Source organism: Fischerella muscicola PCC 7414 (genome assembly GCF_000317205.1).
In the GTDB taxonomy this organism is placed as follows: Bacteria; Cyanobacteriota; Cyanobacteriia; order Cyanobacteriales; family Nostocaceae; genus Fischerella; species Fischerella muscicola.
Genome location: NZ_AJLK01000171.1, coordinates 1 through 18,185, shown reverse-complemented (window position 1 = coordinate 18,185; position 18,185 = coordinate 1). Strand labels below are relative to the sequence as shown.

Sequence of the window (18,185 nt, the reverse complement as noted above, 5' to 3'; positions counted from 1 at the left end):
CCCATCCCCGTTGAGGGGAAGTGTTATGGAAAGAGTTCACCTCTGGAACGCTTACATAGACAGGGTTCTAGACCCCCTAATCGACACACTCCTGAAAAATGGAAAAAAATTTTCAGAAAGTGGACAATTTTGCAGCTTGAAAAGCTTGCTGCATAAGGCATCGACACACTTCAACGAAGTTATGAGGTTTTCAAGGTTCGGGCGGAGTGTGTCGATTAAGCTCAATACGTTGATTACAATACACTACTCTTCAGTAATTATCAATACGACAATACAAAATTAAACACTTACAGTCACAGTTTTCTTGCTATTGTCCCTTAAGTGCGATCGCTCCGAAGATACAAAGTCCTCCTTGTCCCCGTTATCCCTCTTAGCAATTTTTAATTTTTAATTTTTAATTGTTTTGTCCCCGTTGTCCTCTACGTGATCATTAATTTTTGATTTATCTTTGACTACAACGTTGACTCGAACGCCGACACCTTCTTTAACTAAGACGCGGACTTTAACAATGAGATTGCCGACTTTGACTAAAACCTCTACCTTAACCGGCATGAGTTTTTCTTCTTAAGGATTTAAAACATCCTTTTAAAGTTGGCATAGATGAATGAGGCTATCAGTCCAATCTAATACAGTTGGCAAGTTTGAAATTGTGATGAGCAACGCATTTTTTAGGGAATGGGTGCGTTATTTCACCTTACGCCTCCGAGGAAGAACGGAACAAAACGCGTCCCGGAATTACCTCATCGTTAATTTTGGCACACACCCGTAGGCAGGCGGAAACTTCTCCTGGTACACCACCAATATTTAGTTGTAAATCGTCTTTTGACCAAGTGTAGATATCGGCGTAGGTTCCCCACAATGGGCGTATTTGCACTTGATAACCTGCATCACGCGCTTTTTCCACCACGCTATCAAGAGTGCGCCTTGCTTCTTGTTGGAGTTTCCCCCACCAAGAAAAGCGATCGCACGGTGGCAAATATACTAAAGAATGAATCGCCTCATCTAAATCTAGTCTGGCACGGAGGGCGATCGCTGGATCTGCATCGGTAGTGGTGAGGACACGCTGAAATCGGTCGAGAAGTGCCGTAACATACTTAGACTTTTCCGACTCTGAATTTAAAGACCTGACGCCAAAACGGTCTACGCTTTTTAAAGCATGGTGTAAACACGTATCTATATCGATAAAATTTAGACAAACAGATACAATTCCCGCCAACACATCTAATTCCCCGCCTCTTTTTTCTACTTGCAACCGGGGATCAAAACCAACCTGATCTGACAGACACAATCCAGTTGCATAAACACTCCCCTGCAAACCAGAGTAAATATGTTCATTGCGGCTAAAACCAATTTGTTGCACAGCCAGCTTATCTTCCAAAGCGCCTAATTGACTCGCCTCCGCCAAAATACACTCGCGCCAAGTATGGGCAAGTTTTTCCGGAACCCGTAGCAGCAAGCGTTGAATTTCATTCCACAAATCAACGTCATTGTTGCTGTGAAACTTGTACGCACCAATAAATTGCAACAATTCTTGATCAGCCAACAAAGCATCAGCAATATGTTTCAGTTTCTGTTCCCCTGATAATTCCAAGTGAATTGGTTCAAATACCTCTTCCCAGGTGGGGGGAGGGGGGGAGGTGGGGAGGTGGGAAGATGGGGAGGTGGGGGGAGTGGGAGGAGTGGGGGGAGTGTGAGGGGTGTGAGGAGTAGGGGGGGTAATAACTTCTGATTTTTGTGGTTGTAGAAGTTGATCTAATTCGCGCAAAACTTCCTGACAAGTACTACTACCCGGATCTGTTGTTGCTTGCTTAAGTGCTTCCTGTAATTGAGTCCGCAGTCCATGTAAACCTAACCGCAGTACCCAAGCTAATTGTGAATCCTCTATTTCCAATAACTTGCTGAGGTGCTGCATGTTCTCTCCATTATTTCTGCAAAACTAACGCAAAATCCCTCTCTTCTTTCTTCCCTCTGCGTTCTCTGCGCCTCTGCGGTTAAATAAAAAATGAAAAAACCGCAGAGACACAGAGGACACAGAGTTTCTCAATGCAATCCGCAAAATGGATCGCGTTCTGTCTCGACGTTGTTTGATTGGGCTTGGAGGGAATCTCGATAAACACATCCCTCTATTTTTAGACATTCGGGATTTGTTGATGTCCAGTATGGTACTTCAAAGGCGTGGATGCGGAGGATACCTTGTTTGTTGAGGGAGACGTAATATTTACAAGGGTATTCGGATTGAACTTCTGGTTGAGGAAGTTCGCCGATTAGTTCCCATTTGTTGGATTCTGGGTTACGAAATTGGAAGTAAAATGTGTGTTTGCCACTGGCGGGGAAGGGTGGTAATTCTGCGATTAAGCCTAGTCCTTGGATTTGGGTGTCGCCTTCGTTGTAACGGAAGATTTGTAAGTCTTGGTTTTGATTGCTGGAAAATAGTACTGTGTGAGCATCGGTTTTGAAGACGTTGGCTGATTCGGCGACGTTGACAGCGATGTCACAGACGACTTCGCCTTGATCAGAAATTACTGTTTGTGTACTGATCGCTTGGGCTGCATCAAGGCAAGGTATATTAATGGGGATGAGATAATGGGGTTTGCCTCGTGATAATAATAAATCTATGTCTAGTTTTTGGTTGATTTCAAATTGAACTTGAATGTGGTTTTTGAAGTCTTCTTCGTTCATGCCCAATTTTTTCATCAGGATGTCGCCGTTGTAGCTACCCCAAAGTTGGAGTTTCATGTTCTCGAAGTCTTGACGCCTGATGTTGTTGGTTAATTGCATCCCCATCCAGCGACTGCGATATTTGGCGATCGCATCTGTGGCTTGGAGTTGATATAATTCTTGTCCGGCGTGAAAGATAGGATCGGGACTACCGCCGATGACTTCGCGGACGAAGGAACAAGGAAGGAAGTAAAACAGGTTTTTGACATCTATATATAGTTGGTTGGCGCCTTTTTTGAGTAAGTCTTTGGCTTGTTGGGGAGAGAAGCTGAGTTGGCGGAGTTTTTCGGCGAAGCAAGCGCCGGCGGATGTGGCGAGTTTGGTGTATTCTGGTTCAAAGGTGACGCGTTCTTCGTTCCAAAGGAAGTAGTCGGATTTGCTGAAGACTCGGTAGAGTTCGCGTTCGACGATTTCTAGGTTGCAGGTTTTACCGGAGAGGATTAGCCAATCGACTGTTTCCGGGGATTTACCAGGGTTGACGGATTGGTTTTTAAAGGCGTTTTCGATTAATCCTTGGGCGATACCGACGGCTTCACGAACTACGGGTGCGACGGCTGTTTCAAATTGTTCGACGGTGAGGGTGACGCTGAGGCGATCGCTCGTGCTGGTAGGCAAGGTAATATCGTTGTGTAGTAGGAGTTCGGAGATTTTTTGCCCATCCAGGATGAATACTGGTGTATCGGGTGTTTGGCGCTTTTGTCCGAGGGTGAGTTTGGCTGCTTCGGCGTGTTCCCAAAGAGTGTAGAATGTTTGGGCGCGGGATGGGGCGTTTTTCCACCGCGTAGGTAGGACTTTTTCAGCGTCGTTTAAAGCTTCTTTGTAGGCTTCGCCTTCGCGGACTTCGTTATCGACACATGCTAAGAGGGAACCTGGTTGAAATTTCCCGTTTTGCAGGAAGCGATCGCTTAGTTCTTCTGGTTGGACTTTTAAGATATCTCTGGGTAAGGTTTCGTCGACAATGGCAGTCAGTAAACAGTCGGCGATCGCTGCTTTTAACAATAAGAATAGTCGCAGGGTTATGAGTTCGCCACCTAGTTGCAGATGTCCAGAGGAACCAAGTAACTTCGGTGTAAGTTTATAGTAGCGTCCGCCGTCACCCCGATCTTCTCCTGGTTCAAAGGGGTTGATTTCTTCCAGGGAAAGACGAATTAAGGCTAAGTCGGTGGTTCCACCGCCAATATCCAACACCATGACATTTTGCCACCACTTGTCCCCATCCCGGCGACAGCGAGTTTTGAAAGATTCAATTCCTAAATTTAAATCGCCGCCAAATTCTCGCCACAGGAAAAATATCGCTACCGAAACAGCTTCGTCATAAGCCATTTGCACGTCTTCGATATCTAGCTGTTTTACCAACTGTTCAATTTCCCGGCGGACAAAAGGCGAAGCGATGGTGGGGTAAGTGACGACGGTGCGATAAAATTTACCTTGGGAACACTTGCCGGAACGCTGCCGATATTTTTCTGTTAACTCGATTAATTGAGCATAAGCCGCTTGCAACAGCTTGTTAACAGGAATGGAAGCTTCTTTGCCATTGAGACTAATTTGAAAAGAACGTTCTTGTCCAAAATAACGTTTTGGTGAATGCAAAAACCTGCTATCAATTCCCTCGCCTTGTCTAATGGCATCTAGACGATGTTGTTTCGCTTGTTCACCCAAACTAACTTTGACTTTTAGTGGATCGTTGGTTGGTAAAAACGGTTCCAAGTCAACAACTTCCAACTCGCTAGCAATTTCACTCAAACGTCGGTCTTTATCTAACTCTACTGGTATCAAACTTTGCCATTCCAGAGGAGGAACCCGAAAAACTTCGTGATAAATTTGATTTAAACGTTTACTAGCAGCCCGCCGAAACCAAGGTAAACGCTTGCTGAGGGCAATTTCAATTTGGCGAATTGCTTCTAAAAATTGTTCTCCATTTAAATTACGTAAATTTACCGTACCATCACCCTGCAAATTTTTACTAACTTCGCTCAAGAATCTTTGCCATTCCTGCGTCCACGCATCTTGAGTTACACCCGCCACCTGATCCACCGGACGTTGAGTTAACCATGTCGATAGGCGATCGCGTAACCTCACCTCTTGTTCGCTAGGTAAACTATGGGGTGTCACAATCACCTTCGGATCGTACAGCGTGACTGTGGAATTAGACGTGCCAAAATCGATCGCAAACCAACCGGGATAGGTAATTTCTGGTTGTTGATCGACTTGCTTGACTGGTTCAACATCCAACTTTAACTCTTCATCTGGTAAAGTTTGCAGTGTTGTGTTTTTGAATGAGTTGATGACTGAATCTGTAAAAGACATGAGTGGATTTTTCAGTGAATATTCTTTGATTGGATAAGTCCAGATATGGCACTCAGCGCTTATGTGTTTACTAATAGACAAAAGAGGATCACCCGTCGCCCCGGATTCAAAATACTCGATCGTGACTTGTAAATTACAATTGACACCTGTTGGTAATGGTTCATTCCAGCGACAATCACTTTGCCTTAATCGCTGGGGGGTAGTAAGCTGTAAAAGCTTATTAGTACCAAAGTTTACACTTTTATAAGCAGATTGCATCGCTGCTGCTAAGTCTTCTGGGACACCAGTAACAAATATATTAATGCGGAAAATATGAGGAAAATGAGGATTAGGAACTGGTCTAATTTCAATTGCTGGTAATAGTAATAAAGATGAATCGTTGGGATGGGTACGTAGTTGGTAACGATTAAATAGTTCTATTTTGATTGGCATTTTCTCAAATATAAAATTTTGTTTCATTTTTCCTCTGCGTTCTCTGCGTCTCTGCGGTTGATAAATTATTTATTTAACCGCAGAGACGCAGAGTACACAGAGAGGAGAGGTGAGAGTTTGATCGACTTAATCCCTAATCATCGCTACTTGGGAAAGGGTTTCTAACCAAGGGGGAATGGATGTAGATTTATCTTTGTCTGTGTCGGCGATATATCGAAGTAGAGGTTCGTGTTTGGTTTTTAATAGTTCTTGTAGACTATCTACGATTTCTTTTAAGGCTCTAGAAAAGGAAAATTTTACTTGTTTGGTTAGTTGACTGACGTATTGCACTAGGTGTAAGCCAGCGCTGGCGGTGATTTCGTCTCGTAGTCGTAAAACGGCGATTTGATGATTAAATGGTCTGGGGGGAGTAGGATATTTTTTATCGGGACTCCAGTCGAGGATTTGTCCGTTGGGATGTTTTTCGTCTTGGCGCGCTAGGGGAAATAAGGCGTCGGCGTTGATGGCATGATTATTAGTTGCTAATCCACTGTGTTCAATGATGAGCTTTTGCCATTTGTTAGCTGGATCAACGGCGCGCAAAAGGTTACGAAATAGGCGGAGTTGATTTTTGCCAAAGTTGTTTTGAATGTACTGTTCGATGTCTGGTGACAGTACAGAATTGACTGTGGTGCGTTCGTCGGCGACTTCGGAAGATAATTTTTTGAAGAAGTCGGTTACTGCTTCTGTGGTGCGATCGTGAGCAAAGGTTTGCATTTCCTGAATAGTTTGGACAAAGGCGGAGTGGAAATCATCGCTTTTGGTGGGGATGGTGTCTTCTACTTCTTCGTCACCAAAAAAGCTGTCGGCTTTGGTGAGGGAAATTGTTCCGTTTTTGGTGCGATCAAATAGTAATGTCCATTCGCTCCATTCAAAGAAGATTTTATTAGTTAATTCGTCTTTGACGACATCACTCACGGCGACTCCGTCGCGGTTTTTTAAGATTGGTTGTTTTTCTAGTTCTTCTTGGAATTGTCGGTAAATTGTTACTAAGTTTTCTATGCCTTGGCGCAGTTGAATAAATTTTGGATTTTCTTCGACGGGGATATAGGCGGGAACTTGTTCGAGGAGGGTTTTCAGGTTATCTTGTTCTTTTTGCAAGGCTTTGACGGTTCTTTGAGTATCTTCGACAAGTTGTTTTAAGCCGTGTTGCGCTACGTGTTCTTTCAGTAGCGATCGCAATCTACTAATACCGCCGTCTTCTGCAAAGTCACTCAGTTGTTTTTGCAGGGTGCTGGATGGCGGTAGCATTCTACTTAGTTGCTGCCATTTTTCCCGCAATTCGACTTCTGGAAGTTTGTTGGGAATGTCTAATTCTGGTAAAAACTCGGGGGAGGAAACTTGGATGAGGGAAGAAAGTTCGGCAAGTTTGGCTAAACCGTGGAGTTGGGATAGTAGAACTATATTTTTTTTCTCTGTGGTTAAGTTGCTGGCAGTGGCAATAGTAAGTTGGAGGATGCCCAGGCTTTCTAATATATTTGCTTCTGAAAGTAATGGTTCGTCTACAAGTTCATCAAGGACACGTTCGTCACTCTGGGTGAGGGGAAGTTGATTGAAGCGTCCAACACCAACAATTATTCTATCTCTTAAGTCTTGTCCTTTGTCGCGTTCCAACATTGTACGAATTTTGGAAGCGATCGCACCACCAGGATATCTACCGTTGAGTAGCAGCAGGATTGTTTGCACATCTGTTAGTTCGCGCAGTGACAAAAAGGTATCCCGTACGCCAGAATCGGCTGAACCCAACCCAGGAAAGTCTAACAAGACAAATTCATTTGTTCCCTGGAGTGCAGATAAATCCCAAACTTCTTTGGATACTTCGACGGTGACATCAATGCGGCGAATCAAAGCAAAGCTTTTCTGTAAATCTACGGCTGATGGTTGAGTAAAATTTGCCCAAGGTTGGGGAGGTGCAGGCAGTTGATCAAAGCTGAGTTCTAAGATATTCATCGGTGGATCAGCCAGTCTCAACCCTTTTTTGGCGGTGGAATGATCAATCTCGTAGCTTTTACCGCCAATATATTTACCGTAGGCGTTGTAGGTACGCATGTACACTACTAACTCGCGCAGTAGCGATCGCAGTTCTAAACTTTGCGTCTGATTCCAAGCTTGTTCACACCATTTCAAAATTCCGTTGCTATCCACAATTGTGGTGGGGTGCAAGTTTTTGAGACTCGTCAGCAATTCCAGAGATATTTCTGATGCTTTGGCGCGGACTTCAACTTCCTGTAGCATAAACCGCAGACACTCTTTCACACCCTCGTCTGAGAGATACTGAACGGTGTACTTACCAATTTGTGTAGTTTGTAAGTCTGGTTGTTGACGCAGGTGAATTGCGGTGACGTTACCAGTAGTGGGGGTTTCACTGACAGGTAAAGCATCAGCGTAGCCAATGAGACTTCCGATTAATAAAGTTTTACCACTACTGAATTCACCCATGACGCCGATTTTCACAGGTGAAGAGGCAATTTCTACTACCCTTTGTGCAGATGCTTTTAACCGTTGAATGTTTTCATGGATACTATTAGGAAACCAGCTTTCCTGGGGAGGTGGATTTTGTGATACTAACTCCAGGCTTTGTAGAACAGATTCCCCATATTCTTTGTAGTGGCTTAGTTGTGCGATCGCCATGTCACTTTTCATACTAACTCCCACGCTGTTATCAGTTATCAGTTATCAGTTATTAGTTAGTTACTACGTAGGACAGCCGTGAATTTTGGATTTACAGCAATAGCCATAGTTATAACTTGGTTTTTAATCAAAAAAGTTTAGCAATTTGTTTGTTCTGATTGTTTCCAAATTGCAAAACTTAGTAGAAGTTTGCATAAATTTGTATTGAATCAAGGTAGTTTCAATAAAAAACCTCACCCCGTCCGATAGGACAGGGTGAGGTAAGTGTTGTGAGATTTTCCTATGAATGTCTTAAAAATGCTTGATGTTTTAGTACAGTTTTGCGTAAAGTCGTAATGTTTTTGAACGCAGAGGAACGCAGAGTTAGCGCAGAGGATCGCAGAGTCTAAGCAGCAGGCGAGTTTTCGTCCCCGTTGAGGGGAAGTGTTATGGAAAGAGTTCACCTCTGGAACGCTTACAGGGAGAGGTTTCTAGACCCCCCAATCGACGCATCTCTGAATTAGGAGAAAAAAACTTCAAAAAAACATCAATTTTGCAGCTTGGAAAGCCTGCTGCATAAGGTATCGACACACTTCAACGAAGTTATACGGTTTTCAAGGTTCGGGCGAGATGCGTCGATGAGTTTCAACACACTCAAATCAGAGTATGATCTGTCAGTTCTACTTGTCAAGTTTTTGACACAATAAACAACTTTGTGTTCTAATACCATTTCACAAAATTATTGATACAAATTCTCTCCCTTGTCCTCCTTGTCCTTCTTGTCTCCCTTGTCCTCCTTGTTTATTAACGCAAGTCCATCCATAGAGAACATCAAGACATTTGTGACCAACGTCTTGACGTTGTTTATTGACATCATTCCATCCATAGAGAACATTAAGGCATTTGTGACCAACGTCTTGATGTTGTTTATGAACACGACAACATTCACTACAAACGTGAAAGCGATCGCAAATAGTAGAGACGCGCTGTTTGATCGTAAAAGCGATCGCATCCCCAAAAGCACAGCCACCCGCCTCAAAGCTTCTCCAGAAGAAACCTCTACTGAGAATGCCAAAACTGCTTGAAAAGGTAACTTAATTTTTGCCGAGATGTTCTTGAGATGAGGTGATGGGGAAACTGTATTAAGAAACCTCCCCACCTCCCCATCTCCCCACCTCCCCATCTCCCCACTGCCCCTAATCCCCACTCCCTTGGGGGAGTGGGGGCCGGTGAGTTCCCCATCTCCCCACTCCCCATCACCCCATCTCCCTATCTATTTCTCCTCAGATTCCTTCAGTTGCTCAATCATAAAGCTGATCTGGGCTGACACCGATCGCTTCTGCTTATTGCAGTACTCTTTAAACCACTCAAAAAGTGATTCTGGGATTGTGACACTAGTCCGGCTCATTTTTTCAGTCAAAGCACTACTTCCTCAAGCTACATATTTAGTATCGACAAAGATACACTAATTATATCACAAATATTGAAAAGTATTTAAAAATATATTGCAAATAAGACTGAGTCATATTAATATAAAAAGAAGAGAGGCGTTCCCACCTCCAAGTAGATAACGCCTCTCTGACCAAACCTATTAGTAAGGTCTAACTAAATTAGTAAGGTCTAATTAAATATGATGCCACAACCTATTTTTTGTCAAACACCCACCAAAGGTTTATTAAATTTAGCTTACGCTCGTCAAATTCGATTTCGCAATCTTCATATTAATATGGCTTGGCAATTGACCTGTTTCATTACTTGGAGTAATGGTGAAAAAGAAACTTTTATTAACAAAGATGCTCAAGCTATAAACCAAACAATAGAGAAAATCACACAAACTAAAGATTAAGCCAGCTTTACGGGGGTTTCCCCCGTTTCTAACATTCTCAATCTCAATTTTTAATCGCCACCCAACCGCCAACCCACAGACCTGTATAAAATCGCATCACATTGTTAAAACCAGCTTGCTGCAATAATTCCAATTCTCTAGTTTCGGTAATCAGATGCACACCATCATTGATTCTTTCTAGGATTTGTGCCATCTTCTGGGGCGGTATCCCCATTTCTTCCCAATATTTTTTCACGAAAGAAACAGTCTGCTCAAATTCACGAGTGTTTGTTTCACCAAACACATCCACCAAAATCAAAACAGCAGATGATTGCAAACGTTGGGCAATACTTTGGAGAAAAGCTAACTTACCTCCGTCATCTGGGATAAAATGCATCACCAAAATAGAAGTTGCCGCATCATATAAAGTCGTGGTGGGTAAATCGTGGGTGTATCCCTGAAATAATTTGACTTGTTCAGATAAGTTATGCTGCTGTATTTTCTCTTGGGCAACAGCCAACATATTAGCAGATGGATCTACACCTAACATTTGCCACTCTCGATTACCCTTAGCAAATTTCACTAACTCCATCCCCGTACCAGCACCCACAATCAAGAGATTTGCTTTTTCTGGCAGATGCGATCGCAAACAAGCTAACACCATTGTATGCATTGCTTCATAACCAGGCAGTGCCATACGTGCCATGCTGTCATATTCGCCAGCAGCAACTGTTGGGTTAGTATCAAAATCTATGGTCTGATTCATTGCTAATCGTAGTAAAGTTCAGAGAAATTCTGGTGTCTTAGTGGCCAGATCCCCGACTTTTTTAAAAAGTCGGGGATCTAACGCCTCGCAACTTGTTTGATAAATTCAGATTTTGCTTGGTGTCTTAATATCTTTGTGATTAATTTAAACTAGCAAAACACAAAGACACCAAGTGATACTGTGTTATACACTCGCCAATGTCACCTCACGCACCTTGGCGATCCAATGACTGAGATTATCTGTGTTCAGACGATAACTTAAAGGATGGGCAATCAACCGCGCCGTACTTTCATACAGCACTGCTATTTCCATCAAACCATTTTCGCGTAATGTCCTGCCTGTGGAGACTATATCCACGATCGCTTCCGACATGCCTGTGATTGGCCCTAGTTCCACAGAACCATACAACGGCACAATTTCTACAGGTAAATCCAAACTATGAAAATATTCTCGCGCACAGTTGACATACTTGGATGCAACTCTACCATGAGCTGGTAAATCTAAAGGCGATCGGTAAGGACTGGATTGTTTGACTGCTACTGACATCCGGCAATACCCAAACCGCAAATCAACTAACTGTGCTACTTGCGGCTTTTTCTCGCGCAGTACATCGTAACCAACAATACCCAGTTGTGCCTGACCATATTCTACGTAAACTGGCACATCTTGCCCTCTGACTAGTAGTCCTTTTGCTTTGCCATTAGTATCAGTAATTTGTAATTGTCGGTTACTAGAGTCTAAAAACGCACTAAAGTCCAGCCCTACAGTTTGTAGCAGTTGGATGCTATGTTTGAGAAGTTCCCCTTTGGGCAGTGCAACAGTAAGCATAAATAGCGTTAGCGGTCAGCATGATAATAATACAGGAAAGCTGATCACTAAAGATTGATGGCAGCTCATGCGAATTTTAGTAGTTGATGACGAAATTGAATTGACTGATCCCTTGAGTCGGATATTAAGTCGTGAAGGATACAGTGTCGATGCTGCTTATGACGGCACAAGTGGCAGTCAATTGGCGCAAACAAGCAATTACGACTTACTGATTTTAGATTGGATGCTACCTGGAAAGACAGGATTGGAGATATGCCAAGAATTACGCAGGCGAGGCATTACCACTCCTGTATTATTTCTTACTGCTAAAGACACTCTTGATGACCGAGTTGAAGGTTTAGATGCTGGTGCAGATGACTATTTAGTTAAGCCTTTTGAACTGCGAGAGTTACTAGCAAGAGTCCGTGCTTTGTTACGACGATCTGCTTCCCAGATACCGGGTACACCCACAGTTCGCTTGACAGTGGCTGATCTAGAACTTGACCCAGAAAATCAAGTCGCCTATCGTCAAGGACGGATCATAGAATTATCACAAAAAGAAAGTCAGTTGCTGCAATATTTTATGGAAAATACAGGCAAGCTACTGACCCACACCCAAATTATGCAATACTTGTGGCAAGATAATGAGCAACCAAGTAGTAATGTCATTGCTGCGTTAGTACGTCTGTTGCGGCGCAAGATTGAGTTAACTGGTGAAACTCAATTAATTCATAGTGTTTATGGTAAAGGATATCGCTTTGGGATATCTAATGAGCAGTAATACAGTTATCTGTTAGCTAGAGACGCGAGGAACATCGCGTCTGTACAGTGATCATTGATCAAAACTCAACTATTTTTGAAATGTGACAAAATTCCCGAATGCCCCAATTGTTTTAAAGTTATATCCAGGTACTTTGGTAGTGTAGATAGTGAACTACCTACACTGTACTCGAAGAGTCAGTGTAGGCTTCCTGTCCAACAGAAAGCGCAGTAGTGGATTTCTTTCGTCCTCCCTTACTCCGGCTTACATCTGGGCAACAGGCTTTATCCCCCGTTCCAGAGGTCAAAATTCGTAGTCCCTCATCTCTGAGGTTAATAGCTGCGTTCATATCCCGATCATGCTTTGTATGACAGTTTTCGCAAGTCCAGAATCTTACATCTAGCGGTAAACTACCAACTTGATTTAGACACACATGACAGGTTTTTGAACTAGGAAAGAATCTATCAACTTCGCAGATTACCTTCCCTGACATCTCTGCCTTGTATTTCAGCATGGTGCAAAACATTCCCCACCCTACTTGATGGATAGATTTAGCCAAACAATGATTTTGCATCATACCTTTAACGTTGAGATTTTCAACCACAATAACTTGGTTTTCGTTGACTATCCTACGAGATAGCTTGTGTAGAAAATCTTCACGGCAGTTAGTTGTTTTTCTGTGGACTCTAGCAACTTTCTTCCTAGATTTAATACGGTTGTTAGAACCTTTCTGCTTTCTAGATAATTGCTGCTGTTTGAGCTTTAAATTCTTCTCATACTTGTTCAGTATTCTAGGATTATCAAACTTTGAGCCATCGCTGGTAACAGCGAAGTGAGTTAGCCCCAAATCAATACCTATTACTTTACCATCTGTGCTTGATTCTGGCTTGTTTTTGCCATCGTCAAATAGAATAGCTGCAAAGTACTGATTAGAACAATTTTTAGATATTGTTACAGTCTTGACTTTCCCCTCGATTGGTCTATGAATAATCGCTGTGACATCTCCTATTTTTGGGAGAGTTACATAACTATCAGCAACCTTGACGTTTTGAGGATATTGTATTGACTGCTTACCATGCTTGGATTTGAATCTAGGATATGAGCTTCTTTTTTCAAAAAAATTATTAAAAGCTACTCCCAGATTTAAGCAGACTTGCTGCAAACATTGCGAATAGGTTGATGTCAGCCATTCATACTCTTTCTTCAACTGTGGGATTATCTTTTTTACTGCGTATCCAGATAACCCCTTACCAGTCTCTTTGTATGTTTGGTTCATCAAATTCAAGCAATAATTCCATAGCCAACGACAACAGCCAAAAGCTTGTGCTAGAGACTGCTGTTGTTGGGCATTTGGATATAATCTGACTTTGACAACCTTTAATATATTAGAGTAAACGACGCTCGCTATAAAAGAGTATAGCATAAGATTTGTTCGTTTCCTCCATGTTCTGCTTCCTGTTCTTCCTGCGGAAGAATTTAGTCACAGAACTGTCGTCAACTCACGCACAATTAATCTCAACACTTCCGCTTCGCGCGCTCGTGTGAGGCTTCTTGCTGTTCAAGCTAAAAACTACAAAGTTCTGACGCTCGGTTGATGTGGCGATAAAATCTTTAATGTTATTTTTTTGAAAATTTACCCCTGTTGCTAATCCCGATTTACAGGTATTGGCTGTAAGTTTGCTTATAGCCTCCCACAACTGTCCTTGTGGCAACTGTGGCCCTTGGCAAATAGCGTTTTGTATTTCGCTGGTAAGTCGTTCTGCGGCATAATTAACGTAAGTATTATTATCAGGATTAGTAAAAGACATCACACCTACAACACTGGCAATAGCTATTAGTGTGAATGTGCTTTTTCCTATACCTAAACGATTATGCAATGATGCCTTCATAAGTTTTTCATCAAACAATGCAACTGACTGCTTGATGGTAAATACAGCAGCAAAAACCCCGATTTCCGAAACCTCAGGTAAAAAGCTGCTACAAGTCAACACAGTAGCGTGTTATGCAATCACTTCAGTGTTTTGGTTGTGAATCACTTGATTAGACTTTTGCTGAAAAATATGAAATTGCATACTCTGCATACAGTAAACACTACATACGATTTCCCACCAACGTTCTATTTGCTCATAATTAGTGATCCGGAAATCTGACCATCCTATGTAGTTTTTACTGTGTTTACAGCCATACTCCAACCAAGTTATTAATCCATAGGGATTATCAATTGCTGAAGTAATAGATTTTGGGAAATTACTCATTAAGAACAAAGTAAAATTCTCAGCAGATTGTTCCCTATTATTGGAAATTTGCCAATACCTTAATTCTCGACGACTCCCAAAGATAATTTCACGAATGTAGCTTTGTTCAGTTTTCCCGTTACTGAAAATTTGATGAAATTTTTTCCAACTGCTGTACCTCATCTTCTGGCTAGGTGCTAACCAAAAACCAACGTTACTTCTAATTGCAACAACGAAATTAATTCGATATTGATTCAAAACGTTAATTAAGGTATCACACTCTCCATAGACAGTATCTGCTAATACCAAGTCAAAGGTGAACCCTCCTTCTTGTAGTTCTTGAATTATCTCAACAATTAATTGAGGCTTAGTTTTAAAAGTATCCCCCGGTTTTAATCTTTTGAGCGGTCTGAAAACTTTAAATATGAGAGGGAAAATTAAACCATCTAAGAAAGCATAGGCATTAACTGAAACAATGCCGTTTTCAACTGTGCCTAAGTTGCCAATGTACTGTTTGTCTACATAATCTGTTGTTTTCCCTTTTTTTTATCTCCAGTATCATCAATAATTAAAGTAAAACTCCTTCCCTGCAAAACCTGACGAATAATAGATAATCTTTGATTTCTCAGTTCGTTGACTTGCCAAGGAGATTCGGTTACAAAATGAAGTAAAGCTTGATTATTTAAGCCTAAATATTTAGCGATCGCAGGTAAACTTTTGCGATCCATATCAGAAATCAAGCCTAAATGCAACCACTTGAAAAATTCAAAACTTCTTACCTCTGGAAAAAGATGTTTGTAGGTTGCACAATAGTTATCCACAAAATTGAGAGTAGTAACTGCTTCCCTGGGTGGCGCCATATTTTGACTCCAGAAAAAATATGGATACTTATAAATGACATAGTTTGAGTAGCGTCACATAATATAACTCAAAGTTTACTTAAACTTTTATGAAGCTTTATTGAAGTAATTTTTATTACTTGCTCTATTTTTCATAGATTTTTACATAAATTTATTTTTTCTAAGCAAATATGATTTTGGCTAAAAAAAGATTGTTTGTAAATTAAGACACTGAGTAATTTACCGTCATTATACTGATTACATTTTTATCTATTGATTCATTTATAAATGGGTCAAAACCTATTAATCATAAAATTAAATCTAAAAAATAAACATAACTGTAAGTCTCTTCTTAACATAATTATATAATTGTGATGTTAATAATCAAGCTATTAAAAATCAAATAACAGCATGTATAAAAAAGTATAGCTAATGGACAGTAACAAAAAATACTTTTTTTTGATTAACTAGTTAGAAATAACTGTGTCAATACACACATGAAAAGTTGTTTTCCTATACCTTTCTACTCTTAATATCTTTACACCTATTGTTAATTGAGTAATTTAATTGACATAACTGACATACAGTCAAAGGCAGTTAAAAGCGATCGCTCCCATGAATTCTGCAAATAACAAGCGATTTCGAGACTAAATTTCTCATCATTGTGATCACCGAAAGCGCTAGAGTTAGGTGAAGAGTACTGAAAACCGTAGCCATAAACATGGAAACAAAACAACTAGGCAACACAGGTGTTTATGTAAGTACCATCGGTTTAGGGGCGATGCCGATGTCGTTAAGCAACCGTCCCCCAGAGTCGCAGTCAATCAATGTTATTCAGCGTGCTTTGGAGTTGGGAATCACTTTCATTGATACTGCTGATTCTTACTGTCAAGACGAAACAGACAAGCACCACAATGAGCGACTAATTCACAAAGCTTTGCAAAGTTACAATGGTGATACCAGTAATGTGATTGTGGCAACTAAGGGTGGCTTAATGCGTCCTAATGGTAGTTGGACACGTAATGGCAACCCTAATCATCTGCGAGAAACGATTCGCATTAGCTTTGAAGCTTTAGGTGGCAATAAACCCATTGATCTATGGCAATACCACTCACCTGATCCCGACTACACCATTGAAGAGTCTCTCGCACCAGCGAAAGAAGCAGTCAGAGCTGGAATAATTAGATTTGTGGGAGTTTCTAACTTTTCTGTAGAACAAATCAAAAGGGCGCGGGATGTGGTTGAAATCGTCTCGGTGCAAAATCAATACAATCCTTGGCAGCGTCAGCCAGAATTTGACGGGGTACTAGAGTATTGTGAGACTGAAGGTTTAACTTTTTTACCTTGGAGTCCTTTCGGTGGTAGTCGTCGCCACGAAAAATTACAACATATCCCGTCGATCGCTCAATTAGCAAAAACAAAAGGCGTATCAGTGTACTCTATTGTACTAGCATGGTTACTAGCAAAATCGCCTTGTATCTTGCCCATTCCAGGTGCGAGTAAAATTTCTAGCATTGAAGATTCCGTACGTGCTGTGGATCTGAAATTATCTGCTCAGGAAGTACAAATAATAGATCGAGAAACAGCGTCATAATCAGGTAAAATAACAAGTCTGCAATCAAACAGGATGCTTGCTGACTGGAGACGCGCTTATGGCTCGGATGTATTACGACGCAGATGCAAATTTAGACCTTTTAGCCGGAAAAACCATCGCTATTATCGGTTATGGTTCCCAAGGTCATGCTCACGCCCTTAACCTTAAGGATAGTGGCATGAATGTGATTGTCGGATTATATCCGGGTAGCAAGTCAGCGGCAAAAGCCGAAGCAGCTGGGTTAACTGTCAAAAGTGTGGCAGATGCGGCCAAAGCTGCTGACTTGTTGATGATTTTATTACCTGATGAAGTACAAAGAACTGTTTACAAAAACGAAATTGAACCGAATTTAGAACCAGGTAACGTCTTAGCTTTTGCCCACGGGTTTAATATTCACTTTGGTCAAGTTGTGCCACCTGCTGAGGTAGACGTGATCATGGTAGCACCCAAAGGGCCAGGACATTTGGTCAGACGGACTTACGAACAAGGACAAGGAGTACCTTGTCTGTTTGCTGTCTATCAAAATGCTTCTGGACAAGCACGCGATCGCGCCATGGCATATGCCAAGGGTATTGGTGGTACACGCGCTGGGATTTTGGAAACCACCTTCCGCGAAGAAACTGAAACAGACTTGTTCGGTGAACAAGCAGTATTGTGTGGTGGCTTGAGTGCCTTAATTAAAGCCGGATTTGAAACTTTGGTAGAAGCCGGTTACCAACCAGAACTAGCTTATTTTGAATGTCTCCACGAAGTCAAATTGATTGTTGACTTAATTGTGGAAGGCGGGCTAGCAAAAATGCGTGATAGTATTTCCAATACCGCAGAATATGGTGACTACACCCGTGGCCCTCGGATTGTCAACGAACAAACCAAGGCAGAAATGCAAAAAATTCTGCAAGAAATTCAAACTGGGCAGTTTGCACGGGAATTTGTTTTGGAAAACCAAGCAGGTAAACCTGGGTTTACTGCGATGCGTCGTAAAGAAGCCGAACATCCAGTTGAGGAAATTGGTAAAGATTTACGCGCGATGTTTAGTTGGTTGAAGAAAGATTAATTATAGAAGGCAGAGGGCAGAAGGCAGAGGGCAGAAGGGGTTCCCCACAAATTCGCTCTCCGAATCGCGAATTTGTGGGGGCCCCGCAGAAGGCAGAAGGCAGAAGGCAGAAGGCAGAAGGCAGAAGGCAGAGGGCAGAAGGCAGAAGGCAGAAGGCAGAGGGCAGAAGGCAGAGGGCAGAAGGCAGAGGGCAGAAGGCA

General features: G+C 41.9%; 15 protein-coding genes and 2 pseudogenes. 6 read left to right on the top strand and 11 right to left on the bottom strand.

Features of this window, described 5'->3' with window-relative positions; translation table 11 throughout:
- Positions 1-387: 387 nt before the first annotated feature.
- The 4 genes from UYI_RS38180 to UYI_RS0127310 form a co-directional block, all read right to left on the bottom strand.
- The gene (locus UYI_RS38180) at positions 388-552 is read right to left on the bottom strand and encodes a hypothetical protein (protein WP_016869863.1); all 165 of its coding nucleotides are present in this window, start codon (positions 550-552) and stop codon (positions 388-390) included.
- A gap of 142 nt (positions 553-694) precedes the next feature.
- On the bottom strand, positions 695-1,912 hold the full coding sequence (locus UYI_RS0127320; RefSeq protein WP_016869862.1) for a hypothetical protein: 1,218 nt from the start codon (positions 1,910-1,912) through the stop codon (positions 695-697).
- A 128-nt stretch (positions 1,913-2,040) separates the two neighbouring features.
- Complete coding sequence (locus UYI_RS0127315) at positions 2,041-5,457, bottom strand: Hsp70 family protein (protein WP_026086209.1); 3,417 nt, start codon at positions 5,455-5,457, stop codon at positions 2,041-2,043.
- A 126-nt stretch (positions 5,458-5,583) separates the two neighbouring features.
- Positions 5,584-8,139: a dynamin family protein gene (locus UYI_RS0127310; RefSeq protein ID WP_016869860.1), complete on the bottom strand. Its 2,556-nt coding sequence runs from the start codon at positions 8,137-8,139 to the stop codon at positions 5,584-5,586.
- A gap of 809 nt (positions 8,140-8,948) precedes the next feature.
- On the opposite strand from UYI_RS0127310, the gene UYI_RS37815 reads away from it, so the two are divergent.
- Entirely contained in the window at positions 8,949-9,191 is a 243-nt protein-coding gene (locus UYI_RS37815) for a hypothetical protein (protein ID WP_162140424.1), read from the top strand.
- On the opposite strand, the gene UYI_RS37810 is transcribed toward UYI_RS37815, so the two are convergent.
- Both UYI_RS37810 and UYI_RS35355 read right to left on the bottom strand, forming a co-directional pair.
- Entirely contained in the window at positions 9,166-9,348 is a 183-nt protein-coding gene (locus UYI_RS37810; protein WP_162140423.1) for a hypothetical protein, read from the bottom strand. The genes UYI_RS37815 and UYI_RS37810 overlap by 26 nt on opposite strands.
- A 31-nt stretch (positions 9,349-9,379) precedes the next feature.
- Positions 9,380-9,526: a ribbon-helix-helix domain-containing protein gene (locus tag UYI_RS35355; RefSeq protein ID WP_235148032.1), complete on the bottom strand. Its 147-nt coding sequence runs from the start codon at positions 9,524-9,526 to the stop codon at positions 9,380-9,382.
- Positions 9,527-9,739: 213 nt separating this feature from the next.
- Between UYI_RS35355 and UYI_RS0127300 the strand changes: the two genes are divergently transcribed.
- Positions 9,740-9,952: a hypothetical protein gene (locus tag UYI_RS0127300; RefSeq protein WP_016869858.1), complete on the top strand. Its 213-nt coding sequence runs from the start codon at positions 9,740-9,742 to the stop codon at positions 9,950-9,952.
- A 43-nt stretch (positions 9,953-9,995) separates the two neighbouring features.
- Here UYI_RS0127300 and UYI_RS0127295 read toward each other — a convergent pair whose 3' ends face one another.
- Both UYI_RS0127295 and hisG read right to left on the bottom strand, forming a co-directional pair.
- Entirely contained in the window at positions 9,996-10,697 is a 702-nt protein-coding gene (locus UYI_RS0127295; protein ID WP_016869857.1) for a class I SAM-dependent methyltransferase, read from the bottom strand.
- A 183-nt stretch (positions 10,698-10,880) separates the two neighbouring features.
- Positions 10,881-11,525: an ATP phosphoribosyltransferase gene (hisG, locus tag UYI_RS0127290; protein ID WP_016869856.1), complete on the bottom strand. Its 645-nt coding sequence runs from the start codon at positions 11,523-11,525 to the stop codon at positions 10,881-10,883.
- 67 nt (positions 11,526-11,592) lie between these two features.
- On the opposite strand from hisG, the gene rppA reads away from it, so the two are divergent.
- The gene (rppA, locus tag UYI_RS0127285) at positions 11,593-12,285 is read left to right on the top strand and encodes a two-component system response regulator RppA (protein ID WP_016869855.1); all 693 of its coding nucleotides are present in this window, start codon (positions 11,593-11,595) and stop codon (positions 12,283-12,285) included.
- A gap of 157 nt (positions 12,286-12,442) precedes the next feature.
- Here rppA and UYI_RS0127280 read toward each other — a convergent pair whose 3' ends face one another.
- The 3 genes and pseudogenes from UYI_RS0127280 to UYI_RS33520 all read right to left on the bottom strand — a co-directional run bounded on the left by UYI_RS0127280 (position 12,443) and on the right by UYI_RS33520 (position 15,226).
- A complete protein-coding gene (locus UYI_RS0127280; protein ID WP_026086208.1) occupies positions 12,443-13,648 on the bottom strand; it encodes an RNA-guided endonuclease InsQ/TnpB family protein in 1,206 nt (401 codons plus the stop codon).
- A gap of 115 nt (positions 13,649-13,763) precedes the next feature.
- On the bottom strand, positions 13,764-14,153 hold the full coding sequence (locus UYI_RS0127275) for a DUF4359 domain-containing protein (protein ID WP_026086207.1): 390 nt from the start codon (positions 14,151-14,153) through the stop codon (positions 13,764-13,766).
- 111 nt (positions 14,154-14,264) lie between these two features.
- A pseudogene (locus tag UYI_RS33520) lies at positions 14,265-15,226 on the bottom strand (IS701 family transposase).
- A gap of 832 nt (positions 15,227-16,058) precedes the next feature.
- Between UYI_RS33520 and UYI_RS0127260 the strand changes: the two are divergent.
- The 3 genes and pseudogenes from UYI_RS0127260 to UYI_RS33515 all read left to right on the top strand — a co-directional run.
- Complete coding sequence (locus UYI_RS0127260; RefSeq protein ID WP_016869852.1) at positions 16,059-16,931, top strand: aldo/keto reductase; 873 nt, start codon at positions 16,059-16,061, stop codon at positions 16,929-16,931.
- A 58-nt stretch (positions 16,932-16,989) separates the two neighbouring features.
- Entirely contained in the window at positions 16,990-17,985 is a 996-nt protein-coding gene (gene ilvC / locus UYI_RS0127255) for a ketol-acid reductoisomerase (protein WP_016869851.1), read from the top strand.
- A pseudogene (locus UYI_RS33515) lies at positions 17,967-18,185 on the top strand (hypothetical protein); the annotation flags it as partial. The gene ilvC and the pseudogene UYI_RS33515, both read left to right, overlap by 19 nt.